We start from the raw sequence: 26808 nt of genomic DNA on the forward strand, positions 1-26808 counted from the left end.
TCCTGACGGGTTCCTTTCAGCCGCGATCGAAGGTGTCGCGGAGGAAGCGGGCGGCGCGATCGAGCGCGTTCCTGCTGGTTTCGAGGTGCGCGACGTCGAGCTGGAAGACGTGGTGCATGCCCTCGAAGATCTGGAGCTCGACGGGGACTCCGGCCTTCGCCGCGCGATCGGCGTACTGTTTGGAATCGTCGAGCAGGCGCTCGTCGGTGCCGACCTGGATGAGGAGCGGCGGCAGGCCTTTCAGGTCGCCGAACAGCGGCGAGGCGAGCGGATCGGAGGAGCTATGGGCGCCCACGTACTTGCGGGCGCAGTCCTGCAGGTAGGCGTGACCGATCAACGGATCGACGATGCCCGGGTCCGTCATCGACGCGCCGGTGAAGGAAAGGTCCACCCACGGAGAGAACACGACGCCCGCGACCGGCGCCGGACCAGCGGGCTTTCCGGTCAGACCCGCCAGCGTCACGAGCGTGAGGCCGCCGCCCGCGGAGTCGCCGACGATCGCGATGCGGTCGAAGCCCCTGGCGACCAGAGACATGGTAGCAGTCCGCGCCGCGTCCGGAGCGGCCGGCAGCGAAGCTTCGGGCGCCAGAGGATAATCGATGACGAGCGCCGGGATCTTCGTGCGGCTGACGATCTGGCTGACGAATCCGCGGTATGCCTTCGCCGAGCCGAGGACGTAGCCGCCGCCGTGCAGGTAGAGGATCGCCCGCTTCGGCTCGGCCTGCGGCGGACGGATGAAAAAGCCCCGCACGCCCGCCTCGTCGACAGCTTCAAGCGTGACGTCGCTGGTCAAAGGAGAGCCGGAGATGAAAGCATCGTAGACGGTCCTCTGGTCTCCCGTCGCCGTCGCCCAGAAGTTGGCGAACCGCTCGCGCAGCGCGGCTTCGCGCTGCCGCTCCTCGGGCGAGAGCTTGATGATCTCCGTTTTGCTCCGTTGATGATCCTGCGAATGCATTTTCGACATCGTCGTTCTCCATCGTTGGACATGGCCCCGCCTTCCGCGCGGAGCTACGTGTCGCGCGTGGCGTGGGGCGTTGATCTGCAAGGAGAGGCTAGGTCGGGATGCGCCCGAACTTGCCCTCTGCGTAGTACGCGAGCGTCCGGCGGACATCCGCCTCGGTGGACATCACCAGCGGCCCGTGTTTGACGAACGGCTCGCGGATGGGCTTCGCCGCCATCAGGACGAAATGCGCAGGCTCGTCGGATTCCAGCGCGATCTCGGCTTCTGTGCCGGCATCGACGGTCGTCGCGGTGGCCGCTTTCAGCGTGCGCTGGGAGTCGCCGCATCGGACCGTCAGTCGACCCGAGACCGCGTAGATCCAGGCCTGGCGGCCGTCGGGCAGGCGGTGCGAGAAGCGACCGCCCTTGTCGAGGAAGCCGTCGAGCATCGTCATTTCCTCGGGCGTGCCTTCGGCTCCGATCGCTGTCCCGGTGCGCCCCAGCAGCACCCGGACGCGGTGTCCGGGGGCGGCAAGCACCGGCACGTCTCCCGCGCGCACGTGCAGCGCGCGAGCCGGCTCCTTCTTGAGGCGGCGCGGCAGGTTGACGAAGATCTGCAGAGCGTGGGTTCGCGCGCCTTCTTCCGGACGCTCCTCGTGAACGGCGCCGCTGGCCGCCGCCAGCCAGTACAGATCGCCGGGCTGCAGCGCGATGTTGTGGCCGAGCGTGTCGCGGTTCCGGAATTCACCCTTCGCGTCCTCGAACATCACGGTGACGGCGGAGATGCCGGCGTGAGGATGCGGCTCGAACGTCGGGGCGGTCATCACGAAGTCGTCCACCATCAGCAGCGGATCCATGCGTCCGCCGAACGCCTCTTCCGAGAAGTGAGCTGCGGTGAATCCGCCTCCGATCGTGTGCGGGGTGGCGGCGACGATTCCGCCGAGCCTCTCGGCGCGCCCGTCGGCTTTTTCTGAGGTTGCAGTCCTGGTCATCGATCACCCTCCAGACATTTGCGTCCCTGGAGGCCAATCTAGTTGCGGGAACGTTGACCGAAAAGACGCCATTTTTGAGACGTAGCGTCCAACTGATTGGACGACCTAGATCAGAACGGCTTTCGGAAGCTCGGCCGCCAGGTGATCGAGGAAGACGCGCACCGATGGAAGCAGCCCCTGCCTGTAGGGGATGAGCGCGGTGATCGTGGAGTCGCCCGCGATCCAGCTCGGCAGCACCCGGCGCAGTTTGCCGGACTTCACGGCTGCCCGGCAGATGTAGCCGGGCAGGGCGACGATCCCGAGACCTCTGATCGTCGCCTGCTGCAGGCCGACCATATCGTCGCTCAACAGCCGCGGCGTCAGCGGCACCACGGCCTCGCTCTTGGCCTGACGCACGTGGCGCAGCCGCCAGACCGGATCGACCCCGGTCCGCATCATGAACAGCGATGGATGCTCGCGCAGATCCTGGGGTTTCTGCGGCTCGCCTTTCTCGTCGAGGTAGTCGGATCCGGCGAACAGGTACCAGGGGGCGGGCGCGAGCGTCCGCTGGACCAGATTGGAATCCGGCAGCGGATCGGAGTGCGCTCTGATGGCGACGTCGAAGTTCTCTCCGACGATGTCGACGGCGCGGTCGACCGCATGCACGACGACGTTGACCTTCGGATACTGCACCAGGAAATCCGCGACGATGTCGGACATCGCAAACTGCATCGTCGCCACGCCGCCGGTGCAGCGTATCGTGCCGCTCGGCTCGACCAGGCGCTGCCGGATCGTGGCCTCGGCCAGCTCGGCTTCGCGAAGCATGCTGACCGCGTGCCGATAGAAATCTTCGCCCGCATCCGTCATCCCGAACTTGCGCGACGTGCGGTTGAGAAGCCGGACCCCGAGGTTGCTCTCGAGCTGCTGCATGCGGTAGCTGAGCGTGGACTTTGGGGTCCGCAGCGTGCGGCTCGCGGCCGTGAATCCGCCCCGGTCGACCACCTGCACGAACAGGAAGAAGTCGTTCAAATCCAGCATGTTTCCCCGATCGTCCAACGGGTCGGACGCTGAGTTCGGATTTTGCCGTCTTTTGGGTTGTTCGTCCAGCGGGTAGTTCTCGCGTCGTCACGGCAAACGTTCGTGACTCCGAAGCGCCGGACCCACCGGGATCCGGAGATGAACTCAGGAGGACCCATGACCATTCGCAAGTACGAACCGCTCACCCAGGACAACGCCGCCGTCATCCTTGTCGACCACCAGGTCGGCCTCATGACCGGCGTCCGCGACTACTCGACCGGCGAGTTGAAGCACAACGTCGTCGCCCTGGCGAAGGCCGCCAGGGCGCTCCAGCTGCCGATCGTCGTCACCACGACGGCGCGCGACAGCATGTGGGGGCCGACCTTCCCCGAGCTCGTCGACGCCTTGCCCGGCGTCGAGATCATCGATCGCTCGACCGTGAACGCTTACGACGACCCGCGCGTCGCCAGGGCCATCGAAGCGACCGGCCGCAAGAAGCTGATCTTCGCCGGTATCTCGCTCGAGGTGTGCGCGGGCTTCCCGGCGATGACGGCCGTCGCGCGCGGGCTGGACGCGTATGTGGCCGTCGACGCCTCCGGAACGTTCAGCGAGACCAAGCACGACGTGAACCTGTTCCGGATGCAGCAGGCCGGCGTCGTCCTGTCCGACTATGCGACCCTGATGGTCGAGATCCTCAAGGACAACGGCCGTCCGGAGGCGGGCGCCGTCTACGCCGCGCTCGACATGCCCTGGGCCACGCTCGTCGGCCAGGTCGCCAGCGCTCTGCGCAAGTGAACGAGGCGGTGTCGGTAGAGCCCGCGGGCGCTGGCGAGCGGCAAGGCTCCCACAGCAAGTCCACGCGAGCGGCGGGCTCGCCGTCACGAAAGTCAATCTCCTCGTCGTGACCGTTCCCGTTCATTCGCGCGGTCGCAACGTCTTCATGAGGCCGTCGATCATCGGCTGGAGGCCGAACTCGAACACACGATCGAGGTTGAAATCGTACCCGCCCGAGAGCTCGTTCAGCAGCCTGGCGAAGCTCGGATAGGGCCCCGACGTCGCGATCGCCAGGAACGCGGCCCCCTGCGATTCGTTCCACTGCGCTTCGGTCATTCCCGTGGTGGCCTCGGCCTCGCGCTCCGACTCGAGGTTCACGGCGATGCCGCGAACGTAGCTGTAGAGCGTCATGTGCGCCTCGAGCCGGGTCACCGCGTCGAGGCCGGGGGCTTCCATGGCGCGCAGGATCCACTCGGCGTGTGCGATCACGTTGCGCAGCGCGACCGGCCGCGCGAGCGGCAGCACGTGCGCGAGCCATCCGTGCCGCCGGTACAACGCCCACTGCGCGCGGGCCGCGCGGATCAGGGCCTCGCGCAGATCGCGAGGAGGCGACTTCGGCAGCGGGTGCTCGCCGAACACCGCGTCGATCATGAGGAGCACGAGCGCGTCTTTCCCCTCCACGTACCGGTAGAGCGACATCGTCGGCACGCCGAGCTTCGCGGCGACACCGCGCATGGAGAGGGCGTCGAGCCCCTCGTCGTCGGCGAGCCGGATGGCGACCTGCACGATCCGCTCGCGCGTCAGGGGGCCGCCTCGCTCGGACTGCACAGGTGCCGCGCGATCGCCCTCGGCCACCACGTGGCCCGAGCGCGGGACCGATCGGATGAGCCCCTCGTGGCGCAGGGTCGACAGCGCCTTGGTGGCGGTGGCGAGCGCGACGCCGAAGGAGCGGACGATCTGGCGCGTCGAAGGGACGCGATCGCCCGCGCGGAGGCGCCCGGATGCGATGCGCGCGCGCAGGTCGTTGACGATCTGCAGGTAGGGCGGTCCGTCGGCCGACTTGCGACGGTTCGCCGGCGTGCCGCGCTTCACCGGAGGCATGGTGACTGTACTAGCACAGATGGTCGGCTGAAAGAGCGCGCGATGCTGCCGGGACGCAGCGCGGCCCCGCAGCTGTTCTAGCCTAGAATCTTCGGCTGTGGCGTCCTTCGTGGGGTGCCGGACGCCACCGTCGTCGCCATGCTCGTGCGTACGTCGTACGCGATCGGTTGCGTACGGCGTACGCAGCCCTCCACCCGAGGTCCCCATGTCGAACGGCACCGTTCTCGTCTCCGGCGCAGGCATCGCAGGCCCCGCGCTCGCCTACTGGCTCTCGCGTCGCGGGTTCATCCCCACCGTGGTCGAGCGCGCCCCCGCCCTGCGGGCAGGGGGCAACGCCGTGGACTTCCGCGGGCCGACGCACCTGCGCGTCCTCGGCGAGATGGGGGTGCTCGATGCGATTCGACAGCATCAGACGCACATGCGGGATCTCGCGATGGTGGACGAGGCCGGCCGGCGCCTCGTCACGCTCCCCGCGGCGTTCGCGAGCGGCGACGTGGAGATCGAGCGCGGCGATCTCAGCCGCATCCTCCACGAGGCCGCGAAGGACGCGGCCGAGTTCGTGTTCGACGACAGCATCGCCTCGCTCACCGAGACGCCCGACGGCGTCGACGTCACGTTCGAGCGCGGCCGGCCGCGACGCTTCGATCTGGTCGTGGGCGCCGACGGGCTGCACTCCCGCGTGCGCGCGCTCGCGTTCGGCGACGAGTCGAGGTTCTTGCGCTTCCACGGCTATTACGTGGCGACGTTCGCCGCGCCGAACCACCTCGGCCTCGATCACCAGGGCCTCATCTTCAGCGAGCCGGGGCGGGCCGCCAGCCTCGGGAGCGCCCGGCGCCCCGAGGAGGCAACGGCGCTCCTGATGTTCGCCTCCAGGCCGCTCGACCATGACCCGCGCGACGTGGCGCAGCACAAGGCGATCCTCGCCGAGCGTTTTGCGGGGATGGGGTGGGAGGTCCCGCGTCTGCTGGAGGCGATGAGGCAGAGTCCGAGTCTGTATTTCGACGCCGTGGGGCGGATCGACATGGATGGTTATTCGCGCGGTCGCGTCGTGCTCCTGGGCGATGCCGGCTACGGCGGCACGATCGGCGGACAGGGGACCGGCCTCGCCGTGGTCTGCGCGTACGTGCTCGCGGGTGAGCTCGCCGTCGCGAAGGGAGACCACCGCGCCGCGTTCCAGCGCTACGAAGCGCGGATCCGCCGGTATGCCCGGCGCTGCCAGCAGGGGGCGAAACACGTCGGCTCGTTCTTCGCACCACCGACCCGCGTGCAGCTCGCGCTGCGCAACACGATGTACCGGGCGCTCACCTCGCGTCCGCTCTCCCGCTGGTTCGAGAAGATGGTCACGAGCGCCGCCAGCGACCTCGTGCTCCCCGCGTACCCGGCGTGACCTCCTCGAGGTGCTGACGCGCGCGTGAGATCGGACCCCCCGCGGGCATCCGCAGCACGGCGCAGCTCCGCACGCTCTGTCCGGGGACGGCTGTCTGCAGGGCAGAGGCTCTCAAGCCAGCTCGTCGATCCGCCTCTGAAGGAAACGCCGCTCGGGCTCCTGCCGTGCAAGCTCGAGCGCGCGGCGATAGGCGGCGAGCGCTTCCTCGCGCCGGCCTACACGCCGGAAGAGGTCGGCGCGCGCGGAGTGGAGAAACTGGTAATCGTCGAGGTCACCGCCGTCATGGAGGCGGTCGAGGATGGATAGGGCGGCCTCGGGTCCGTCGCGCATTGAGAGGGCCATCGCGCGGTTGAGCTCGACGATCGGTGATGGGTCGACGCGCACGAGGATGTCGTAGAGGCCGACGATCTGCGGCCAGTCCGTGCTCGCGGCGTCAGGGGCCTCGGCGTGGACGGCGGCGATCGCGGCCTGGAGCGTGTACGGGCCGAAGCGGCGAGAACGGAGCGCGCGCTCCACGAGGGTCGACGCCTCCGCGATCTGGAAGCGGTCCCATAGCGATCGATCCTGGTCGGCGAGCAGCACCATGTCGCCCGTCTTGGCCGTCCGAGCGAGCCGCCTCGCTTCATGCAGCAGCATGAGGGCGACGAGGCCCATCACCTCGGGCTCCGGCATGAGATCGAGCAGGAGCCGACCGAGGCGGATGGCCTCTGCCGATAGGTCGTGGCGCGTGAGGGTCTCGCCTGCGGAGGCGGAGTAGCCCTCGTTGAAGACCAGGTACACGACCCTCAATACCGAATCCAGGCGCTGGGCGAGCTCGGCGGCGGTCGGGACTCGATACGGGATCTTCTCGTCGTGGATCTTCGCTTTGGCGCGGACGATCCGCTGCGCAACCGTGGCCGGGTTGACGAGGAAGGCGCGCGCTATCTCCTCCGTGGTGAGGCCGCAGACCTCGCGAAGGGTGAGCGCGACCTGCGCATCCGTGGGGAGGCTCGGGTGGCAGCAGGTGAAGACGAGGCGGAGCTGATCGTCGGCGACATCGTGCTCGGGGTCGGGCTCTGCCTCGCCCTCGGTCTCGACCGCTCGCAGGAGATCGGCGATCGCGCGATCGAATCGCGCTCGCCCGCGCATGCGATCGATCGCCGTGAACCGAGCCGTCTTCACGAGCCACGCATGCGGGTTCTCGGGGACGCCTCCCTCTGGCCAGCGAACCACCGCGGCGGCGAATGCCTCGTGCATCGCCTCCTCCGCGAGATCGAAATCGCGGAGGAGGCGGATGAGCGTCGCGAGCACACGCCGCGACTCGCGGCGATAGACTGCGTCGATGGTCGCGTTCACGGCTCCGGCTCGAGCCACCTGTCGATGGGCCGCACCTCCACCACCCAGCCGAGCTCCTCACCGATCCGGGCAGCCGGATGCTTGGCGGCGATCTCCATGGCCTCCTCGAAGTCGTCTGCTTCGATGATGAAGAGGCCGCCGATTTGCTCCTTCGTCTCGACGTAGGGCCCGTCGGTGATCGACACCTTGCCGGCGCGCGTACGCGCCGTACGCGGCGCCGCGCCGAGCGACGCGCTCACGACGAGCTTCTTGGTCGCGCGCAGCGCGTCGTCGTGCGGCTTGCATTTCGGAAAGAGAGCCGATTTCTGCTCGGGGGTCAGCGCTTCGTAGGTGGGGACGTCATAGTAGGCCAAACACAGGTATTTCATCGCGGTTCACCCTTACGCAGGCTGCTCGAAGGCCTGAATGGGCCTGACTTCCACGGCCCACCCGAGCTGCTCGCCGGTGTTCGCCGCCGGGTGCAAGGAAGCGATGCGCACCGCCTCGTTCAGGTCGCGTGCCTCGACGATCATGAAGGCGCCAATCTGGTCGTCGCCGCCGTTCCGGCCGCCCTCGGTCGTCGTCGTCCGCCCTTCCTGCGCGCGCAGCGTCACCGCCGTGCCGTGAGCGAGCCTCCCGATGGCCGACACCTGCCCGGTCTTCTTGAGCGCCGCGTCGTGCGGCTGGCACTCGGCGACGAGCGCTTGGAGCGCGTCCTTGGTCAAGGCGTCGAACTTCTTGGTGTTGTAGTACAGGTGGCAGAGGTACTTCACGGCGTTCTCCTTGGGTGATGTCCGTGCGGGGACGTAGCTAAGCCGTTCGAGCCAGCCCCGGATCGACAAGAGGCGGCGTTTTTTTTCCGGAAGGTCTTCCACGCCTGAAACGCCTGGGATTACCGCGACGTAGCACCAAGCGGAAGGCATCCTACCCCAGTGCTGTACCGCGTGCGTGGAACGGGCGGGCCGGCGCCGCCGACCTGAGCTTCAGGTTCGCCGACTGGGCGCGATGTCGTCCGCCGGTCCCGCGACGGCGCGGACGATTCGCGCGCGCGCCGCGCGGCCCTCGGGCGTCGGGAGAAGCGGATAGATGTGGGCGAGCCCGTCGCCCACGTGGAGATCGACGGGCACGCCCTGCTGCGCCGCCGCGTGCGCCAGCGCGAGGCTGTCCGGATGCAGCAGGTCGCGCGTGCCGGTGAACAGGATCAGGGGCGGAAGGCCCCGGAGATCGCCGTTCAGCGGGCTCACGAAGGGGTGTGTGACCGCCAGCGGGCCGGCGTAGATCCGCCCTGCCTCGGCCAGGCCGGCCACATCCAGCAGCGGGTCGCGCGCGGCGATGGCGGCCTGCTCCGCGCCGCTCACCGACGCGTCCAGCCAGGGCGAGATGAGGATCATGGCCCGGGGCCGCGGCCCGCCACCGTCGCGCAGCACCTGCGCGGCGGCGAGCGCCATCCCTGCGCCGGCGGAGTCGCCGATCACCGTGACGTCCTCGGGCCCCACGGCCTCGAGCAGCGACCGCAGCAGCCCGGCAAGGGCCGGCACCGTCGCATCCGCGGTGGACAGCGGCGCGAGTGGATAGATCGGCACCACGCACCGCGCGGGGCCCTTCGTCGTCAGCTCACCGATGAGCCCCCAGTGCCGGCGCTTGATCTCGTTGATGTAGCCGCCGCCGTGAAGATAGACGACGTGCTGCCGCGCCTGAGGATACGCCGCGGGCGCCGTGTGGTAGACGGGCCATCCCTCGGCGGTCTCGAGCGATATGCTCACGTTCTTGCCGAGCCCTGTCGGGCGGTGGGGCGCGGGCCGCTCGCCGAGGCGCCGGACGTGCGCCTGCACCGCAGCGGCAGAACCGTAGCCCTTCTTGATGCCCGCGAGCCGGAACAGGCCATGGAGCAGGCGGGTCTGCCAGCTCGGGCCGGCGTCCTCCGGAGGCCGCGGTGAGAGCGCGTGCGACCGGCCGCCCACCGTGGCTCGCCGCGCGGCCGGATCGAGCGGCCTCACGGCACGATAGAGCGAGATCGAGCCGGTGGCGGTCGCGATGACCTCGGTCTCCTCGACCTCCACGAAGCCGGCTTCCCGCATCAGCTCCGGCAGGAAGCCGTCGGCGTTCGGCTGCGTGTCCGCGAAGCCGTCGACCAGCTGCACCGCGCGGAAGAGCCCGCGCATGAGCCGCGTGCGCTGCAGGCCGTAGTCGGCGACGTGCAGCTCGCCGCCGGGCACGAGGGCGTCGTGGATGGCACGGAGCCCCGCTCGTTTCTCCGAGAGCGGCACCTGGTGGAAGACCAGACTGGAGACGATCTTGGTGACGCTGCTCCCCGAGAACAACGCTGCCGCGTCGCGCAGGTAGCCATGCCGCAGGTCGGCGGATACGCCGGCCTCGACGAGCTTGGTATGCGCGATCGCGAGGATCGCTGTGTCCGGGTCGACGCCGATCAAACGTGCTCGCGTGCCGTGTCGACCGAGCAGCGCGAGAAAGGACGCCGTGCCGCAGCCGAGGTCGGCGATGACGTCGTCCGCCTGCGGGCGCAGCTGCCGCAGCAGCGCGCCCCGCCAGCGAGCCTCCCGCGTCAGCGCGGCGACGATGAGGTCATAGGTCCACAGGAACGGCACGGCGGGGGTGAAGTCCCGCGGGTGGCCGGCGCGCGTGATGTTCATGTCGATGCTCCTCGGGAACGCGGTGGTGGACTCATTGTGAGCGATGGCTCATATTCGGTCCGCTCGCATTCCGGAGGCGCCGCACATGACCAGGAGACCGAAGACCGCGCCCAGGAAACTCGCCACCCAGCAACGGGCGCAGCGGACCGTCGACGCGCTGCTCACGGCGACCGCTCGCATTCTGGTGAAGGAGGGCTACGACACGGCCAGCACGAACAAGATCGCGCTTGCGGCGGGCGCCAGCATCGGCTCGCTCTACCAGTACTTCCCCGGCAAGGAGGCGCTCGTGGCCGCCGTCATCGACCGCCACATGGAGGAGATGATGGGCGTGGTGCGCGTGGCGCTGGCCGACGTCATGGACCAGCCGGTCGAGACGGCGGTACGCAGGCTGGTGGCGGTCATGGTCGACGCTCACCGGGTCGATCCGCGACTGCATCGGGTGCTGTTCGAGCAGCTCCCGCGCGTCGGGAGGCTCGCGAACGTGGAAGCGCTGGATCATGAGGCCTACGCGCTCGTGCGCGGCTATCTCGACGTGCACCGCGACGAGCTCGCGGTGAGCGATCTCGACCTCGCGGCCTTCATGTGCGTGAAGACAGTCGAGACGCTGACGCACACGGCGGTGGTGAACGCCGGCGACCACGTCGCCGGCCCGAAATTGGAGACGTTCCTCGACGAGACGACGCGTCTCGTGGCCGGCTACCTCACGGGCCGTTGATCCGGCGCGCGGCATCCTGGCGCGCTCACCGCGCTCGGCGAGCCCACCGATGTTCCAGCGCGCTCACCCAACCGAGGGCCGCCGCTCAGCGCGCGTCGGTGAGGTCGAGGCCGGCTGGGAGGACGACGAAAAAGACGCTCTCCTCCTCGGCGTATCCGTCGTGGCTCTCGCCTGGAGCGGTCCAGAGGTAGTCGCCTGGCGAGAGCACCCGCTCGCCGATTCGAAGCCTCCCCGAGACGAGGTACGTCTCTTCGCCGCCGGGGTGGTCGTGGCGCCGCGCGTGCGACCCCTTCTCCATGCGAACGAGCACCGTCAGCCCATGGCCGCTGTCGTGGCGGCGCAGGAAGCTGAACTGGATGCCGGGCGCGACGGTCTCGAAGGACTGATCTTGCTGGGGGCGGAAGGTCGTCGTGTTCATGGGTCCACTATGATCGTCACCTCGACATGTGAGAAACTCATGTTTCGCATGGATTCATGAGGGCAGCTCATGTCCCAGATGCTCGAGATCCGCCACCTCCGCCTCGTCCGCGCCATCGCCGAAGAGGGCGGGCCCACGCGCGCCGCGGCGCGTCTTCACCTGACGCAGTCCGCCGTGAGCCATCAGCTCGCCGAGCTCGAAGGCCGCCTCGGGGTCGTCCTGTTCACGCGCGTCCGGCGCCGGCTCAAGCTCACCCCGGCCGGCGCGCGGCTGCTCGACGCCGCGCGCACGATGCTCGTCGATCTGGCGCGTATCGAGCGAGACCTGCAGTACGCCGGATCGCGCAGGCACGAGGTCTTCCGCATCGCCGTCGAGTGCTTCACCACGTACTACTGGCTCCCGCCGGTCCTCTCGGCGCTCGCGAAGGACCATCCGCACGTCGACGTGCGCATCGTGCTCGAGGCGCGGCGCGAGCCCGTCGCCGCGCTCCTCCGCGGCGAGATCGAGCTCGCCATCGTGAGCTCGCCGGTGCGCGATCGCGCGCTCGTGGTCGAGCCGCTCTTCGACGACGAGTGGACTGTGATCGTCTCACCGTCGCATCCGCTCGCCGCGCGTCCGTACGTCACCGCGATCGAGCTCGGTCACGAGAAGCTCCTCACCCACGACGCCCCGCGGAGCGACGTCGAGCGCCTTCGCGAGCTCATCGCCAGCGAGCGCGCGCCGATGCCGCTCGCCGCGCGCGTGCCGCTCACCGACGCGCTCGTGGATCTGGTCAAGGCCGGCCTCGGCGTCGGCATCGTCTCCCGCTGGGCCGTCGCGCCGAACATCGCGCGCGGCGAGGTCGCCGCGCGCCGCCTCACCCGCGACGGCCTCCCGGAGAAGTGGGCGGCCGTCTACAGGCGCGACGCGGCTGCGCGCTTTCCGCTCGCGCGCTTCGTCGAGCTCCTTCGCGCGCCGTCGTCCCTCATCACCCCGTCACGCGCGCGCCAGCGACGGTCCCGTTGATGATGGCCTGTCGAGGGCGCCCCGATGTCGGAGGTCCTCGTAGGCCCAGCGGTCCAGCGCCTCCCGGCACCAGCAACCCATCGACCAGCCTCGCTTGCTCAGCGCAGCTCAGTCCTCGTCGACGGTCTGGCTCCCCTTGGGGAAGAAGTCCTCGAAGATCGCGATCTCCTCCCGGGCCGCGACGAGCTCCGCAATGCGCTCGCCCTCGACCTTCGGCAGGTAGACGAAGCCGACCTCCTGTCCCCACGATCGCGAACAGAACGCGTAGAAGCGGCCCGGCGCGCCGTCCGCCTCGAGCGCGCGATCGAGCTGCTCGACGAGCGCCGGATGGTCGATCCAGTCGGTAGCGCCTTCCAGGCGGAGCTCGATCGCCGCCCGCGCGCCCCGCTCGAGCACGATCGTGCGCGTCGCGCCCTCCTCGAAGCGGCGCGCGGTGATATCGAGCACGCCGCCCGAGATCGCGTCGAGCGCGTCGAGGACCCTGCCGTAATCGCGCACGTCGTCGACGCTCTCTCCGTCGGTCACGTGCACCGCCGCGTCGCCCGCCGCCGCGCGGACGATCTCCTCGAGGTTCTCGGGCTCGCGAAGCTCTTCGTCCTCGTTCATCCGGGCACGATACCAGAGACCCTGCTCAGCCCCACCAGGTCCGCGCCCGTCGCGTCACGCCGCTGCACCTTCGTCTTCCAGCTGCGCACCCGGGGCTATGCTCCTCCCATCGCTGGCGCCAAGCTGGATTGTCCGCCTCACGGCGCCATCATGGACGGCGCGGGAGCGCACGATGCGGGCGTGCGGGCCCAGGGCTGGGTCCGTGATGAAGTGCCACAGCACCCAGGTCCACGAGCGGTGCGAGACCAGCGTGTCGTAGTGGCGCTTGGCGATGCGGTGCAGCGCGGGCAGGCGCCAGCCGGGCACGTTCATGAAGTCGTGGTGCTCGACGTGATAACCCACGTTGAACGTCACGTGGTTGAGCGGCCCGTAGTAGCTGTAGGTCTCCTGCTCGGGCGCGTACACGTAGTGCTCGTGCACGAAGTGGCCCGCCACCGGGTGCAGGCTGTGGCCGATCAAGGTCGACAGCAGCAAGTAGGTGAAGCCGGGCGCGCCGAGCAGGCGCCACGAGAGCCACGCGGCGGGCAGCTGGATGGCCAGGTTGATCCACTCGTCGCGGTTCGGCAGCTTGGCGAAGCGCGCGGCGCGGCCCAGGTAGGCCACGAAGTAGAAGAACAGCCACAGGAACTTGCGCACGCGGCCGGTGCCGATCAGCCGCACCTCGAGCGAACGCGGCAGATCGGTGTCCTCGCCGGCCACACCGAGCAGCGCGTGGTGCGCGAGGTGGTAGCGGCGGAAGCTCATCGCCGCCGGCAGCACCATCGGCAGGTTGGCGAACAGCGCCAGCAGCTTGTTCGAGCGCGCGCGGCGCGCGGCCAGATCGTGCGCCGCCTCGTGGATGGCCATCGCGCACCAGTGCGAGAGCACCGCGCCGAACGTCGCCGCCGCCAGCGTGACCACCCACCAGCGCGCGGCGAGCACGCCGAGCAACCAGGCGACGGAGAACTGCGCGAGCACCACCGCCAGCGTGACCGCGATGGTGCGCCGGTCGTAGCCGAACAGCGCGCGGATCTCGGGGTGCTCGCGCAGGATACGGCGCCGGCGCGCGCGGTGTGGCTCGGCGCGCGTGACCCATTCGAAGGAACGCATGCGCCTCGATCTAGGCAGCGCGACCGGCGCCGCCCATTCGCATTCCCGGCGCCGCGCCCGCGCGCGTCAGCGGCCGTCAGTCGGGCCGCAAATAGCCGTACAAAAGCCGGGTGAGCTCGGCCTGCGCCGCCGGCGCGCGCAGCATGTCGCCCTCGCGGAAGGCCGCCATGCCCAAGGTGTTTCGCATTGCGTGGAACAGGAAGAAGCCGCCGAGCTGCGGATCCACCGCGCGGGTCTTGGGCCGGATGCGCACCAGGAGCTCGGCCAGCGCGGCCTCGGCCTCGCGATCGGCATCGGCGATCAGATCGAAGTCGCCCACCCGCACGAACCACTTCATGAGCGCCCTCATCACGCGCGCGTGGGCCAGCTCGAGCTCGATCAGCCGGCCGGCCAGCCGGTGCAGCGCCGCCTCCAGCGGGAGCGGCTCGACCTCGTCGAGCACCCGGCGGATCTCGGCGAAGCGTCTTTGCACGAAGCGGCGCAAGAGCGCCGCGACCAGCGCCTCGCGGTTGGGGAAGTACTGATACAGCGAGCCCACGCTGACGCCGGCGCGCTCGGCGATGTGCGTGGTCGATACACGGTTCTGCTTCGCCTCCTCTTCGCGCTCGATCAGCTGACCGGCGGCCTCGAGGATGGCGTCGACCGTGCTGCGCGAGCGCTCCTGGCGCGGATCCTTGCGCGGCTTCTGCGGCGACATGGGCACGCCGCACATCCTCGCACGGCCGCCGCTCGGGGAACGCTCCTATGTACAGCAGGAGTACCGCATCGAAGCGCTCGATCTTCGGTACAAGGGCGACGACGTGCCGTATTGCCCACTCGCACGATTCCGCCGCTGCCCTCGCCGGGGTGCGGGGTGCGGCTCGTCTCCCGGAAGGAAAAGCAGATGGTCGAGAAGGCGGCTTGATCCGCCTCAGCGCTTGTTTCCCGCTCCCGCTCGCCGCTCGAACCGCAGCCTGAGCACCTCGTCCTCGAGCTCGTTCGCGATCGCCATCGCCCGCCGCCTCGCCTCCGCGCCCTCCTCGCCGCTCACGATTCGCGCCAGCATGTTCAGCGCCATCGCGCGCATCCGCATGTGCCCGCCGTCCCCCGCGTGCCGGCATGCCTCGCGCGCGAGCGCCGCGCCTTCCTCGGGGAAACCCTGCTTCCACCGCGCATACGCCAGCCCGTTCGCGCGCCGCGCCCGGGCGAAGGCCGGACCGTCCTCCGGGATGCGCCGGTAAAGCGCCTCCGCAGCCGCCGGATCTGGCTGCTTGCCGCCCCAGGAGCGGTTCCGCTCGAAGGCGCGTTGATCGATCCACCGGGCGAACAGGCAGGCTCGGTCGCAGGCGGGCATCGGCAGCTCGAAGAGCGGCTCGATCTCATCGAGTAGGCTGGCCACGCGCGCGACGTCATCACGGCTCGCCACGAAGGCCTCTGTGAGCAGGGCCTCCACCCGCGCCTCGGGCGGGGCCTTTCCGAGCAGCGGCCGGATGCGGGCGAGGTGCGTCTTTCCGGCCTCGCGGTCGTCGCCGCGCAGCACGCAGGTGGCGTGGGCGAGGGCGAGGAAGACGTGGGAGGTCGGATCCTCGCTCACCGGCGGTCGATCCCAGAGGCGCAAGAGGTCCTGGGCGAGGGGCAGGGGCAGATCGGTGAACCGCGAGTGATAGGCGCCCATCCAGCGGGCGCGCTCGGTGAGCGCGTCCGGCAATCCGAAGGCCGCGAGCGCGCGCGCCCCCCAGGTCCCGCCGTCCCGCTGGCCACGCGTCCGCAGCCGGCGCAGGGCGCGCTCGATCGAGTACACGTCGTCCTCGTAGCCACGCAGGGAGGAGAGCCGCTCGGCGACCGCGGTCAAGGAGCCGTGCTGCGCGACGAGCCAGGCGACGTAATCCTCCCAGGAAAAGCCCGCGGGAGCGGCCTGTCCGGTTTCGTGTCCGGGCATTTTCTTCGCGCAGATCCTATCAAGGTTCAGCAGAGAGGAGGACGGACATGGGAAAGGATCCTGCATTTTTCCTGGTGATCGATCTGGAGGCGACGTGCGACGAGGAGGGCCGCATCCCCGAGCGCATCATGGAGATCATCGAGATCGGCGCGGTCCTCGTGGACGGCGCGACGCTCGAGCCCGTGAGCGAGTTCGCCACCTTCGTGCGCCCGGTCATCCGGCCGAAGCTCACGGAGTTCTGCACGAAGCTCACCACGATCACGCAAGCAGACGTCGACGCCGCGCCCACGTTCCCCGAAGCCATCGCGGCGCTCGGGCGCTTCGTCGGCCAGCGGGAGGCGCTCTTCGGCTCGTGGGGCGATTACGACCGCAAGCAGTTCGAGATCGACGCGGCCCGCTGGGGCGTGCCCCTGCCGCTGCAGGGGCACATGAACATCAAGAAGCGCTTCTCAGCGGCGCTCGGGGTGGCTCAGCGCTACGGCATGGCGAGCGCGCTAGAGCGACTAGGACTCCCACTCCATGGGACACACCATCGCGGGATCGACGATGCGCGCAACATCGCGCGAATCCTGCCTTACGCGATCGGCCGCGTGCCGATCCCGGAGGCAGGGCCCGCTGGGTGAGCGATGTGCCGGAGAACCGCCCTCGCGCGCGGGCCGACTCAACCCTCGCGCGCCACGCGGATCGCCTCCGCGACGCCGGCGGAGGTGAGCTCGGGGTCCTTCAGGAGCGTCGCCGCCCAGGTCGCGAGCTCGCCGGTCGTCCGGAAGACGTTCGGCGCCCGCCCGGTGCTCAGCCGCATCATGAGGGAGCGGACCGAGGCGGCGATGAACCCCTCCGACTCGACGAGCGTGGCCGTGCCCCTGAGGTTCCGGGAAGGGGAGCTCGCCGCCCGCCGCATCGCGGCCCGGCTCTCCTCGTCCGGCGGTAGGGTGTGCTGAAGGGGGAGGACGACGACGAAGACCGCACCGCCCGGCTGGCTCGCCGACCAGCGCGCGAAGAGCTCCCGCGAGCGATCGATCCCGACCGCGGTCGCCTCGCCTCGCCAGACCAGCAGCATGAGCCGCCGCCACACCGCCACCACGTATCCGTCCGTGCGCTCGAGTAGCTCGGCCGTCATCGGAGGAGGACGGACCGTTATCATTGTGGAGGATTGTCCTTCCGTCGGGGGGATGGTCGTCAAGCCCATGCCGCTTATTCGGCGCTCATCGGACCAGGCGGACGCCGCGACGCCAGGAGCCTGTCCCTCTCAGCCGCTCGAGGGCCGCCCGTCGCGCCGCTCGGCCGGGACCAGCGCCCGCTCGGCCGCGGACCCGCTCAGCGCCTCGAGCGGCGGGAAGCGTGTGGCCGGGCCCACGATCCGGCGTCGGGCGCGTTGGTGAGCCGGCTTTGGTGCGCGGCATACCAGCGGCAGTGGACCTCCGGCGCCGCCCGGGGGCGAGCAGCCGCCCACGTTGGCGCGCAGGCGCATCGGACCGCGCCCACCGAAGCCGCAAGACCCCGCGAATGCGGACGGCGAGATCGCTCCCTGGCCGGTGCCCCATTTCGCGAGCCCCCACGGGTTCCGCGTTCCACCCAAGACGATTCTCTCGTTCCACGATTCAGCGACGATGAGTCCCCAGGTCCACGGCTGATCCACGAAGACACTCAGCTCTGGCGCGTCGACGTGCTGTCCATTCACCCCGAGGTGCCCGCAGTGGGGTATCCATCTGAAGTGCACGCTCGACAGGCCGAATTCGACATGTGAATCCGACATCGCGTGAACATCGATATCGCGCGGCGCACGGCCCTCCTTTATGCCGGGGCGCTTCGCCTCAGGTGTCGTGGCCCAGGAAGGCGTGCATGCGTTCGAGCTCGGCCGCCAGCTCGCGGCGGAAGGCCGCATCGCGCGGCGCGCGGCCCGACACATAGCCGAGCTCGGCCCGCTCGACGCCGTCGCGTGCGCTCAGGTTGGCCCAGCCGATCACCTTCTCGCCCCACAGCAGCGGCAGCGCGTAGTAGCCCAGCTTGCGCTTGGGCGCCGGCACATAGGCCTCGAAGCGATAGGCCCAGCCCCACAGCAGCTCGAAGCGGCGGCGGTCCCACACGACCGGATCGAAAGGCGCCAGGAGGCGCACCGCCTCATCCGGCGCGTGGCGGCGCGAAGCCGGGTCCTCGTCGGCCGGCCACAGCCAGGTGGTGCCGTCGATCACGACGCTGGCCAGCTGCTCGCGCGCCAGCCGCAGCGCCGCGCGCGTTTCGCTGCGCAGATGCGGCGCGCCGTAGCCCAGCAGGGTGACCAGGTAACCGAAGCTGGCCGCCGGCAGCGGCGCGTATGTCCGCATTACCAGCTCCACGAGCGCGGCGGCGCGGCGCGCGCGGGCGGCCGGGCTGTCGTCGGCCGGCGGATGCGACACCACCTCGTAGATCCGCGTGCCGGTGTCGCGCCGCACCACCCTGAGCATGCCGCGGTAGTGCATGCCTTCCAGCAGCTGGGTGCTGGCATTGAGCGTGTTGCCCCAGTAGCCCCGCACACGGCCGTGATGCGAGAACTGGGCCGCCACCTCCTTCGGATGGGTTGGGCCGCGCTCGCGGATGAAGGCCAGCACCTCGGTCGCGCGGCGCTGCGTGGCGGCGTCCCAAGCGCGCTTGGCGATGCGTGGATGCAGCAGCGCCAGGTGTTCGCGCGGCAGGAAGCCGTAGTTGACCAGGCAGTCCTCCTCGATCGCCAGCCGCGGATAGCGGCGCTCCAGGTCGCCGGCGCAGTAGTCCCTGACGCGATGGCGCAGCGTCAGGTCCTGGGCGCGCGCTGGCGCGCGGATCGGGTCGGCCTGCACGAAGCCCAGGCGCGCGATCGCGCGCCCCATCGTGGTGGGCGCGAACAGCGTGCGCGCCACCGCATAGCGGCGCAGGTCGTCCAGGACGATGCTTTTTTTCTTGGCGGGCATGGTGGCTCAGGAAGGTCGGCGCGGAAAAGCGACGTTGTATCAGCAACTTATCCATGCATCCAGGGGGCCGCGTTCACTCCACAGCCCGGTGACGACGGGTCCCGACGGAGGAGGCCGACCGACACCTCCATGCAGGCCCGAGGCGCAGGTCCCCGGCCGCGGTGTGCGCGGCGGACGATGAACGGTGTGGGCTGGACGGTGTGGGCTGAACGATGTGGGCTGAACGATGTGGGCTGAACGATGTGGGCTGAACGATGTGCGCTGAACGATGTGCGCTGAACGGTGCGCGATGAGCTGCGCCCGGCACCCAACACCCACCCGCACGCGAGACCAAGAGCCACACAAAAAGCTCATGCCGCAAAAAAGGATCTGGACAGGCGAAGCGAAGACTCGTTATCTTGAAAAATGGTCCCGTGCGCACTCTGCATCAAATCTCGTCAGACACTCCCGCGTACCTGATCCGATCCTGTTCGTCCCTCGGCCCCTGCGAAGGGTCGAAGAGGGCTGCTGAGCCCGCGCCCCGCCGCCGCGCGCGCGGCGCGGGGCACGCGGCAACCCGCGCACTGCGAGCTTGCTCACTGGCCATCGAGTTCGATGCGACATCGATGCGACAGACCGCGCTCGTCTCTGCGTTCCTCTCCACGGGTCGCGACAAAACGCGAGACGACGCGAGACGACGCGACACGACGCGAGAAGACCAAAAACGTCACCACACGACCCAAAATTGTCACTGCGCAACTCGATGTATTTTTCTGGTCTGTCTTCAAAAAGATCTGGACACCTTCATAGTCGAGTTGCTATCTTGAAGACTGTCACCTCGCGCATCCGCCCTCTGATCGAAGCCAGAGCACCCGCGTACTTGATCTGATCCTGATCAGCCCGCGGGGGCTCATTCCGACCGGAGCCCGCGAAACCGACCTCGCCTGACCCGTGTGTCATGGTGCCTGCTATTCGGATGACGCTCCAGCAATGGTTCACCCGTGAGGACCTCAAGGAGCTACCAATGAAGCGTTTCGCAATCGCATCTTCTGCCGCGCTCGCCACGCTGTTCATCACCGCCACCAGCCTCGCCAACACCACCGCTCCGTCTCCCACGTGCACCGTGATCAAGCGGGGTGTCCTGGGCGACATCTACAACGCGGAGATCTGGAGCCTCGCCCCGAGCTACCACGTCCCGTCCCCCTTTGAGGTCAACACCGGGTACTCCAGCTCGGTCGGAGAGAAGCGCGCCCTGTTCCGCTTCGATCTGAGCCCCATCCCCGCCGGCTCTCTGGTCACGTCGGCCAAGTTCTACGCCCTGTCGTACACGAGCACTGCGAAGACCGTGTACGTCCACCAGGTGCTCGCCCCCTGGAGCGAGTCGCTCGTCACGTGGAACAACTTCGGCGGCATGGACCCCGCCGCGCTCACCTCGTTCGTGCCCAACGTCACCGGGTGGAGCTCCGTCGACCTCACCGGGATCGTGCAGCAGTGGGTGAGCGGGACAGCGCCGAGCTACGGGATCCTCCTTGAGGAGGGCGCCAGCGGGAAGACCTCGTACAAGGGCAGCGCCCACACCGACATGGGTTACCGTCCTCTCCTCGAGGTCTGTTACACGGTGCCGAAGGGCTCGATCGGCGACAAGGTGTGGTTCGACGCGAACGCGGACGGCATCGAGGACGCCTCCGAGCTCGGCATCTCCGGCGTCGTCGTCGACCTCTTCGGCGACGCGAACTGCGACGGCGTCGCCGAGGGCGCCGCGCTCCATACGACCGTGACCGGCGCAAACGGCATCTACCGCTTCTCCGAGCTCGACGCGGGCTGTTACGTCGTCGACGTCGACGACACGACGCTCCCGCTCGGCCACCTCCTGACCAGCGATGACGAGCCGCTCGGCGTGTCCCTCGACGCGGGTGAGAACGTCGCCAACGCCGACTTCGGCTATGTGACGTACTCGTCGATCGGCGATACCGTCTGGCTCGACAGCGACGCCGACGGGCTCTACGAGCCGGAGACCGGCGAGCTCGGCGTCAACGGCGTCCGTGTCGAGCTGTTCCAGGGGACCCAGCTGATCGACTTCACCATCACCGGCACGAGCCCCTACACCGGCCAGCCCGGCTTCTACCTCTTCGACACGCTCCCGGCGGGCACCTACTCGGTGGTCATCACGGCCGACAACTTCATGACGAGCGGTCCGCTCGCTGGACAGGAGCCGACGGCCGATCCCGACGGCGGGCTCGACAACGTGGGCGTGGTCTCGCTCGGCTGGGCACAAGACCTCCTCGACGCGGACTTCGGCTACCAGCTCTCCTGCGGCAACGGCGTCTGCGGCGGCGACGAGAGCTGTTCCAGCTGCGCCGTCGACTGCGGCATCTGCCCGCCCCAGTGCGGCAATGGCACGTGCGAGGCCGGCGAGGACTGCGGCAGCTGCAGCGCCGACTGCGACGTCTGCCCGCCCGCCTGCGGCGACGGCACCTGCAACGGCAGCGAGAGCTGCAGCACCTGCGCGGCCGACTGCGGCACCTGCCCGCCGGTCTGCGGCAACGGCACCTGCGAGGCCGGCGAGGACTGCGGCTCCTGCTCGGACGACTGCGGCGCCTGCCCCGCGGTCTGCGGCAACAACGTCTGCGAGAACGGCGAGGACTGCTCGACCTGCACCGGCGACTGCGGTGCTTGCCCCGCGGTCCCTGGCAACGGCGTCTGCGAGGCCGGCGAGAACTGCTTCGAGGTCCCGAGCGACTGCGGCATCTGCCCGCCGGTCTGCGGCGATAGGGTCTGCGCGGTCGGTGAGACCTGCTCGAGCTGCGCGGCCGACTGCGGCGAGTGCCCGCCGGTCTGCGGCGATGGGGTCTGCAAGGCCGGCTCCGAGGACTGCTCGAGCTGCGCGGCCGACTGCGGCGCCTGCCAGTGCGCCTCCCCCGGCACCGGCACCCCCGGCTACTGGAAGAACCACGAGAGCGCCTGGAAGGTCTCGCAGCTGACCATCGGTGGCAAGACGTACACGAAGGCTCAGCTCCTCGACATCATCAGCCGTCCGACCAAGGGCGACGTCACGTACATCATCGCGAAGCACCTCATCGTCGCCAAGCTCAACGTCGGTATCGGCAACCAGTCGAGCTGCATCGAGGACACCATCGCCGCGGCCGACGCCTGGCTCAAGAAGAACCCGCTCGGCAGCAACGTGAAGGAGGGAGGCAAGAACTCGCCCTGGTCGGCCGGCGAGCCGCTCGCCACGAAGCTCGACGACTACAACAACGGCCTCCTCTGCGCGCCGCACCGTGACTGACCGATGATCGGCCGATAACCGCTGATCGGCCAGCACGACGAGAGCTCCCCAAGGCCAGCGCCCGCTCCGAGCGAATCACCTCAAGCGCGACCCCGCGCTGGCCCCTCCCCCTCTCTTGCCACTCGCCTCGACCACCAGGGCCGCTCTGGCTGTTCCGTGGTCAACCCCCTGTACAGCCAACAGCGCTCCGATGCCGGCGGATCGCCGTCCTGGACGCGCGGCGCCCGACGGCTCCGCTGCGAGTGGAACGACGCCGCGCGTGGCGCAGATCGCAACCGCATCACAGGGCGCACCGGCACTGGCGAGGCGCACCGACGGATGTGCCCCACTGTACAGCCATGCTGGACGCGCTGGTTGACGTAGAGAACCTTACGCGAACCGCATTCCTCCCGGAAAAGTGACGCTGTATCAGCGACTTATCCGTGCATCGAGGGGGCCACGTTCACTCCACAGCCTGCGGGGTGAGCGCCGCGCTGCAACGGAGAGTCTTCGCTTGCGCCACCGATCTGTCACGAGCGCCGCTCACGCTGCAGGAACATGCGGATCGATCCACCGGCCACAGTGGGACGACACACCGTGACCCTGTACCTCGGGCCCGCCGAGGACGAAGGCCCCGAGGCCAGCGAGTCGTTTGGCGAAGCCATCTGGTTCGACCGCCGGGATCCACAATCCATTCGCCGCGCTCAGGAGATCCTCCAGGACCGGCTGCGCCTCTCGGTCGCGCCGACGCTCTGCGACGAGCCTCCGCCAGGCCTGGGGGCAGCGTTGGGCCGGATCCACGCGGCCCTCGTCAACGTGATCGAGCGTTGGCATCGGCGCAATGCTGGTGAAAACCACCTTGAGCTCGGACCCCGAAGGACGGGATCACGCCGCAAGACATCTCCATCCTGTTAGGGCGTGTCGGCAAACGAGCTTCCAGGATTCGACGTCAATGCGGCCGCCCTCGCAGGATCCGCGGCCAGCATGGGTCACGCGTTCCAGGTGACCGGGAGGCGCTTCACTCCGAAGATGTCCGCGGTTTCGGGGCGCAGGTCGACGTCCTCCGCCGCTACGTCCAGGCGGAGGGTCGGGAAGCGCCTTACCAGCGCGGGCAAGGCGACCCGTATCTCGATACGGGCCAGTTGCTGGCCAAGGCACACGTGGATGCCGTGGCCGAACGCCAGGTGCCCGATGGCCTGCCGCTGGATGTCGAGCGTGTCGGGATCGGTGAAGCGCTCCGGGTCGCGGTTGGCGGTGTTGTACGACAGGATGACCGTCGCGCCGGCCTTGATGGTCTGGCCGCCGAGCTCGACCTCCTCCAGCGCCGCCCGCTGGAAGGTCTTGGCGACAGACAGGTACCGCAGCAGCTCCTCCACGGCCTGGTCGGCGATCTCGGGCCGGGCACGCAGCGTGGCCCACTGCGCGGGATGGCTCAGCAGGGCGAAGGTGCCCAGCGCCAGCATGTTCGCGGTGGTGTCGAGCCCGGCCGCCAGCAGCAGGAGGCCGACACCCATCAGCTCTTCGTCGGTCAGGTCGGTGTCGGTGAGGTCGCTGAGCACGTCGTCGGTGGGATTGGCGCGCTTGGCCGCCACCAGCTGTGCGATGTACTGCTGGGTCGCGATGTAGCCGGCCACCTGGTCCTGCTTGCTCACCCCGGAGACGATCGCGTCGACATGCTCCTGGAAAGCGCCTCGGGTCTCGTACGGCACCCCGAGCAGCTCGCAGATCATGATCGTGGGGATGGGCTTGGCGAACGCGGTCACCAGGTCCACCGGCGGGCCGGCCTTTTCCATGGCATCCAGGTGTTCGGTGGTGACCTGCTCGACGCGCTCGGTGAGCAGCTGCATCCGCCGGACGGTGAACTTGCCCGCCAGCAGCTTCCGGTAGCGGCCGTGCTCCGGCTCGTCCATCAGGAGGAATTCGCCCGGCGGCGCCGGAGGGATTTTCATGTCGCCCAGGTCGATCAACGGGTGGCGCATGAGCTCCTTGCGAGAGCTGAATCGTGGGTCGGCCAGCACTGATCGGACCAGATCGTAGCCGGTGATCAGCCAACCCTCGTGTCCGCCGGGGAAGGGGTACCGGCTGATGGGACCGTGCTTGCGCGCCTGACGCAGCTCCTTCGGCGGGTCGAAGGGACAGCCAGGGTCACGCGCCGTCGGCAGTAGGCCGACGGTGTGTACGGATTCCGTCATGTTCATTCCTCTCTTCTTCGCCGAATCGCGTTGTGTTGGCACCGCGAAGCGTTCGCGAGGAACCAAAAGCTACGTTGCATTCGTAAAATCGTCAAGATCGCTGGGACGAACATTCGGGGAAAATTGCGCAAATTTCGGGGGTTTGTTGCAATGGGTATGGGGGTGAATGCAACACGGACCCTCCAGCGGTTGCAATGACATGACAACGAATGCATACTGCTCGACGCTCGCACCACCGTGGAGGCGCCCGCCGTGCCAGGAGACCGACTCACCCAGGAAGACCGCCGGCGCATCGCCGCGTGGCTCACCGAGGGCCTGACGTATACCGAGATCGCCCGGCGGCTGAGCCGTCCCAAGTCGACGATCACCCGAGAGGTGGCCCGCAACGGCGGGCCCGAAGACTACCGCGCCGACCATGCGCACCAGCTGACCCGGCTGCGTGCCCGCCGCCGCAAGCCGGTGCCGCTGCCCGCGACTCCCGCCACCGCCGCCGCCTACGGACGCGACCCCAAGGCGGTGTTCGCGTTCGAGCAGCAGCTCGCCGAGCTGATGATCGCCACTGGATGCCCGCGCATGGTGGCGAGGATCCTGTCGTGCCTGTTCACCACCGACTCCGGCGAGCTCACGGCCGCCGAGCTGGTGCGGCGGCTCCATGTCAGCCCGGCCGCCGTCTCCACAGCCACCCATTGGGCCGAGGAGCAGGGCCTGATCGTCCGCGAACGCGGAGCCCGGGGCAAGCAGAGGTACTCATTAGAGAGAGAGGTCGGGTACCGCTCCTGTCTCACCAGCATCCGCTCCAATGAGCTGCTGGCCGAGCTCAGCCGCCAGGGGGCCGGAATCCTCGGTCGCACCACGCCCGCGGGGGCCCGATTGGACAAAGCGGGCACCTTTCTGCGCCTGATCGCGCAGGACCTGGCCGACTCGGCCGAACGCCGGGTGCGCGAAGTCTTCGGCGCCTGAGTCGTACCTCACGACCGGAAGGAGCGGGTCGAGGAGCGGTGCGTACCGAATCCTCCGCCGTCACGAAGGATGGCGATGGCGTCGGTGGTCATCGGGCATTCACCACGGCGCTCCAGAGGATGATCCCGCCCGTGGTGTCGTACACGATCCCGTCGGACGCCTTGGCGAGCACCTCGGCGACGATGCACATCGTGTTATAGGTCTCATCGCCGTACTGCAGATCCCACGTGAGCATGTATCTCGCGTCGGCCGCGGCGATCGCGTCGCGATCGGGGCGATCGGCGAAGTTCTCGGCTGTCTCCTCCGACTCGATCTTGACGTGATCCTCGTCGCTCACGAACACCTCGATCGTCGCGGTGTTGCCCGTGAGCGAGTCGTCGACGACGATCTCCATGTAATCCGGCTCCAGCACAGCGACGCGCGCGTCCCGCAGCTTCGCAAGGCGCGGCGCGACATCCACGAACGAGACGAGTCGCTCGCGCCGACACAGCACGAACCAGCTCCCGGTCCTCATCGTCGCGCCTCGATCTCCTCGGTCGGTCAGAGCACCCTGCGCATCACCTGCGGCAGGACGACGTCGTGGAGCAGCTCGGGGACAGCGCGCTTCAGCCGCCAGAACCAGCGGCCGTCGCGGTGAGGCACGGCGTAGAGGCTGCCGGCGTCGACCGACTCGAGCGCGCGCCGCGCCACGTAGTCGGCCTGGAGCCCCTCGCGCCCCATGAGCTTGAGGGCGGCGTCCCTGGAGGCCGCGTCGAGGCCGCGCCCGCTCTCGACGATCTGTGTCCTGAAGAAGGTCGGGCACAGGACCGTGACCCCGGCGCCGTGCGGGGCGAGCTCGACCCGCAGCGCCTCGGAGAGGGCGACGACAGCGGCCTTGGTGACGCAGTAGGGCGCGAGCCCGGGCACGGAGATGAGGCCAGCGGCGGACGCGACGTTCAGGAAGTGTCCGCTCCGCTGCTCCTTGAAGCGCGGCGTGAACGCGTGGCAGCCGTGGATGACGCCCCAGAGGTTGACGCCCAGGATCCACCCCCAGTCCGAGAGGGGGATCTCGCCGACCTGCCCGCCGGCGCACACGCCCGCGTTGTTCACGACGAGATCGACGCCGCCGAGGGCGCGATCGGCCTCGCCCACGAGCCCTGCGACCTCGTCGCTCCGGCTCACGTCGCAGCGGATCGCGTGCGCCTCGCCTCCGGCGCTGGCGACGAGGCGCGCTGTCTCCTGGGATCCTTCGTCGTTGAGGTCGGCGAGGAGCAGCTTCGCGCGACGGCTCGCGAGCTCGAGGGCGAGCGCGCGGCCGAGGCCCGAGGCCGCGCCGGTGATGACGACGCGGGGGTGCTTGGGGAGGGGCATGGTGAACTCGCATATCACGGATGCTCTCCGCTCCGCGAGGAGCACGACACGTGTCGTGCAGCGAGAACATAACGAAGCCTGCTTGTCAGAATCAAGCCTGCTTGTGATGCCCTCTCACCAAGGCACCGCGGCTCGCGCCCCCGGTGGTGCCGCGGGGCATCACCGGACATGGAGGCGCGCCCCTCCAGCCCCGCGTCCCTCGCGCCGCGCCACGTCCAGAATCTCAGCTG

26 protein-coding genes are annotated in these 26808 nt (G+C 69.0%); 8 read left to right on the forward strand and 18 right to left on the reverse strand.

The window, feature by feature from the left end; translation table 11 throughout:
* Positions 1 to 16: 16 nt before the first annotated feature.
* The 3 genes from WME79_RS05245 to WME79_RS05255 form a co-directional block, all read right to left on the reverse strand.
* Entirely contained in the window at positions 17 to 1111 is a 1095-nt protein-coding gene (locus tag WME79_RS05245; protein WP_437532720.1) for an alpha/beta hydrolase, read from the reverse strand.
* Complete coding sequence (locus WME79_RS05250) at positions 1053 to 1931, reverse strand: pirin family protein (protein ID WP_437532723.1); 879 nt, start codon at positions 1929 to 1931, stop codon at positions 1053 to 1055. Before WME79_RS05250 ends, WME79_RS05245 begins: the two co-directional genes overlap by 59 nt.
* A gap of 105 nt (positions 1932 to 2036) precedes the next feature.
* The gene (locus tag WME79_RS05255; RefSeq protein WP_437532725.1) at positions 2037 to 2948 is read right to left on the reverse strand and encodes a LysR substrate-binding domain-containing protein; all 912 of its coding nucleotides are present in this window, start codon (positions 2946 to 2948) and stop codon (positions 2037 to 2039) included.
* 156 nt (positions 2949 to 3104) lie between these two features.
* Between WME79_RS05255 and WME79_RS05260 the strand changes: the two genes are divergently transcribed.
* On the forward strand, positions 3105 to 3722 hold the full coding sequence (locus WME79_RS05260; RefSeq protein ID WP_437532728.1) for an isochorismatase family protein: 618 nt from the start codon (positions 3105 to 3107) through the stop codon (positions 3720 to 3722).
* Positions 3723 to 3842: 120 nt separating this feature from the next.
* On the opposite strand, the gene WME79_RS05265 is transcribed toward WME79_RS05260, so the two are convergent.
* A complete protein-coding gene (locus tag WME79_RS05265; RefSeq protein WP_437532731.1) occupies positions 3843 to 5021 on the reverse strand; it encodes a TetR/AcrR family transcriptional regulator C-terminal domain-containing protein in 1179 nt (392 codons plus the stop codon).
* On the opposite strand from WME79_RS05265, the gene WME79_RS05270 reads away from it, so the two are divergent.
* Positions 5008 to 6189, forward strand: coding sequence for an FAD-dependent monooxygenase (locus tag WME79_RS05270; protein WP_437532734.1), 1182 nt, complete (start codon positions 5008 to 5010; stop codon positions 6187 to 6189). The genes WME79_RS05265 and WME79_RS05270 overlap by 14 nt on opposite strands.
* 111 nt (positions 6190 to 6300) lie before the next feature.
* Here the strand turns inward: WME79_RS05270 and WME79_RS05275 are convergent, their stop codons facing one another.
* The 4 genes from WME79_RS05275 to WME79_RS05290 form a co-directional block, all read right to left on the reverse strand.
* Positions 6301 to 7524 carry an RNA polymerase sigma factor gene (locus WME79_RS05275; protein ID WP_437532737.1) on the reverse strand — a complete coding sequence of 408 codons (1224 nt, stop codon included), beginning with the start codon at positions 7522 to 7524 and terminating at the stop codon, positions 6301 to 6303.
* The gene (locus tag WME79_RS05280) at positions 7521 to 7892 is read right to left on the reverse strand and encodes a YciI family protein (protein WP_437532740.1); all 372 of its coding nucleotides are present in this window, start codon (positions 7890 to 7892) and stop codon (positions 7521 to 7523) included. Before WME79_RS05280 ends, WME79_RS05275 begins: the two co-directional genes overlap by 4 nt.
* Before the next feature lie 12 nt (positions 7893 to 7904).
* Positions 7905 to 8276 carry a YciI family protein gene (locus tag WME79_RS05285; protein ID WP_437532743.1) on the reverse strand — a complete coding sequence of 124 codons (372 nt, stop codon included), beginning with the start codon at positions 8274 to 8276 and terminating at the stop codon, positions 7905 to 7907.
* A gap of 210 nt (positions 8277 to 8486) precedes the next feature.
* Complete coding sequence (locus WME79_RS05290; RefSeq protein ID WP_437532745.1) at positions 8487 to 10154, reverse strand: alpha/beta hydrolase fold domain-containing protein; 1668 nt, start codon at positions 10152 to 10154, stop codon at positions 8487 to 8489.
* 85 nt (positions 10155 to 10239) lie between these two features.
* Between WME79_RS05290 and WME79_RS05295 the strand changes: the two genes are divergently transcribed.
* On the forward strand, positions 10240 to 10869 hold the full coding sequence (locus tag WME79_RS05295) for a TetR/AcrR family transcriptional regulator (protein ID WP_437532747.1): 630 nt from the start codon (positions 10240 to 10242) through the stop codon (positions 10867 to 10869).
* Between the two features lie 85 nt (positions 10870 to 10954).
* Here the strand turns inward: WME79_RS05295 and WME79_RS05300 are convergent, their stop codons facing one another.
* On the reverse strand, positions 10955 to 11287 hold the full coding sequence (locus tag WME79_RS05300; protein ID WP_437532750.1) for a cupin domain-containing protein: 333 nt from the start codon (positions 11285 to 11287) through the stop codon (positions 10955 to 10957).
* Positions 11288 to 11356: 69 nt separating this feature from the next.
* Here WME79_RS05300 and WME79_RS05305 point away from each other — a divergent pair, with 69 nt between their 5' ends.
* Positions 11357 to 12292 (forward strand): LysR family transcriptional regulator, encoded by a 936-nt coding sequence (locus WME79_RS05305; protein WP_437532753.1) that lies wholly within the window; start codon positions 11357 to 11359, stop codon positions 12290 to 12292.
* A gap of 108 nt (positions 12293 to 12400) precedes the next feature.
* Here WME79_RS05305 and WME79_RS05310 read toward each other — a convergent pair whose 3' ends face one another.
* The 4 genes from WME79_RS05310 to WME79_RS05325 all read right to left on the reverse strand — a co-directional run bounded on the left by WME79_RS05310 (position 12401) and on the right by WME79_RS05325 (position 15905).
* Positions 12401 to 12898, reverse strand: coding sequence for a hypothetical protein (locus tag WME79_RS05310; protein ID WP_437532756.1), 498 nt, complete (start codon positions 12896 to 12898; stop codon positions 12401 to 12403).
* 54 nt (positions 12899 to 12952) lie between these two features.
* A complete protein-coding gene (locus WME79_RS05315) occupies positions 12953 to 13987 on the reverse strand; it encodes a fatty acid desaturase (RefSeq protein WP_437532759.1) in 1035 nt (344 codons plus the stop codon).
* 76 nt (positions 13988 to 14063) lie between these two features.
* Positions 14064 to 14684: a TetR/AcrR family transcriptional regulator gene (locus tag WME79_RS05320; RefSeq protein WP_437532762.1), complete on the reverse strand. Its 621-nt coding sequence runs from the start codon at positions 14682 to 14684 to the stop codon at positions 14064 to 14066.
* Between the two features lie 213 nt (positions 14685 to 14897).
* Entirely contained in the window at positions 14898 to 15905 is a 1008-nt protein-coding gene (locus WME79_RS05325) for a hypothetical protein (protein WP_437532765.1), read from the reverse strand.
* Positions 15906 to 15952: 47 nt separating this feature from the next.
* Here WME79_RS05325 and WME79_RS05330 point away from each other — a divergent pair, with 47 nt between their 5' ends.
* Positions 15953 to 16528 carry an exonuclease domain-containing protein gene (locus WME79_RS05330; RefSeq protein WP_437532768.1) on the forward strand — a complete coding sequence of 192 codons (576 nt, stop codon included), beginning with the start codon at positions 15953 to 15955 and terminating at the stop codon, positions 16526 to 16528.
* Between the two features lie 38 nt (positions 16529 to 16566).
* Here WME79_RS05330 and WME79_RS05335 read toward each other — a convergent pair whose 3' ends face one another.
* On the reverse strand, positions 16567 to 17025 hold the full coding sequence (locus WME79_RS05335) for a hypothetical protein (RefSeq protein WP_437532770.1): 459 nt from the start codon (positions 17023 to 17025) through the stop codon (positions 16567 to 16569).
* A 694-nt stretch (positions 17026 to 17719) separates the two neighbouring features.
* On the reverse strand, positions 17720 to 18832 hold the full coding sequence (locus tag WME79_RS05340; protein WP_437532773.1) for a DNA glycosylase AlkZ-like family protein: 1113 nt from the start codon (positions 18830 to 18832) through the stop codon (positions 17720 to 17722).
* Positions 18833 to 19835: 1003 nt separating this feature from the next.
* Here WME79_RS05340 and WME79_RS05345 point away from each other — a divergent pair.
* Together WME79_RS05345 and WME79_RS05350 are read left to right on the forward strand one after the other, a co-directional pair.
* Positions 19836 to 22097 (forward strand): SdrD B-like domain-containing protein, encoded by a 2262-nt coding sequence (locus WME79_RS05345; RefSeq protein ID WP_437532776.1) that lies wholly within the window; start codon positions 19836 to 19838, stop codon positions 22095 to 22097.
* Between the two features lie 576 nt (positions 22098 to 22673).
* A complete protein-coding gene (locus tag WME79_RS05350) occupies positions 22674 to 22991 on the forward strand; it encodes a hypothetical protein (RefSeq protein ID WP_437532779.1) in 318 nt (105 codons plus the stop codon).
* Positions 22992 to 23065: 74 nt separating this feature from the next.
* Here the strand turns inward: WME79_RS05350 and WME79_RS05355 are convergent, their stop codons facing one another.
* Positions 23066 to 24268 (reverse strand): cytochrome P450, encoded by a 1203-nt coding sequence (locus tag WME79_RS05355; protein WP_437539765.1) that lies wholly within the window; start codon positions 24266 to 24268, stop codon positions 23066 to 23068.
* Between the two features lie 252 nt (positions 24269 to 24520).
* On the opposite strand from WME79_RS05355, the gene WME79_RS05360 reads away from it, so the two are divergent.
* The gene (locus WME79_RS05360) at positions 24521 to 25228 is read left to right on the forward strand and encodes a helix-turn-helix domain-containing protein (RefSeq protein WP_437539767.1); all 708 of its coding nucleotides are present in this window, start codon (positions 24521 to 24523) and stop codon (positions 25226 to 25228) included.
* A gap of 88 nt (positions 25229 to 25316) precedes the next feature.
* Here WME79_RS05360 and WME79_RS05365 read toward each other — a convergent pair whose 3' ends face one another.
* Together WME79_RS05365 and WME79_RS05370 are read right to left on the reverse strand one after the other, a co-directional pair.
* A complete protein-coding gene (locus WME79_RS05365) occupies positions 25317 to 25742 on the reverse strand; it encodes a hypothetical protein (protein WP_437532781.1) in 426 nt (141 codons plus the stop codon).
* Positions 25743 to 25768: 26 nt separating this feature from the next.
* Positions 25769 to 26578, reverse strand: coding sequence for an SDR family NAD(P)-dependent oxidoreductase (locus WME79_RS05370; RefSeq protein WP_437532784.1), 810 nt, complete (start codon positions 26576 to 26578; stop codon positions 25769 to 25771).
* Between the last annotated feature and the right edge of the window lie 230 nt (positions 26579 to 26808).

The organism is Sorangium sp. So ce726, from assembly GCF_051521405.1.
Classification (GTDB): Bacteria; Myxococcota_A; Polyangia; order Polyangiales; family Polyangiaceae; genus Sorangium.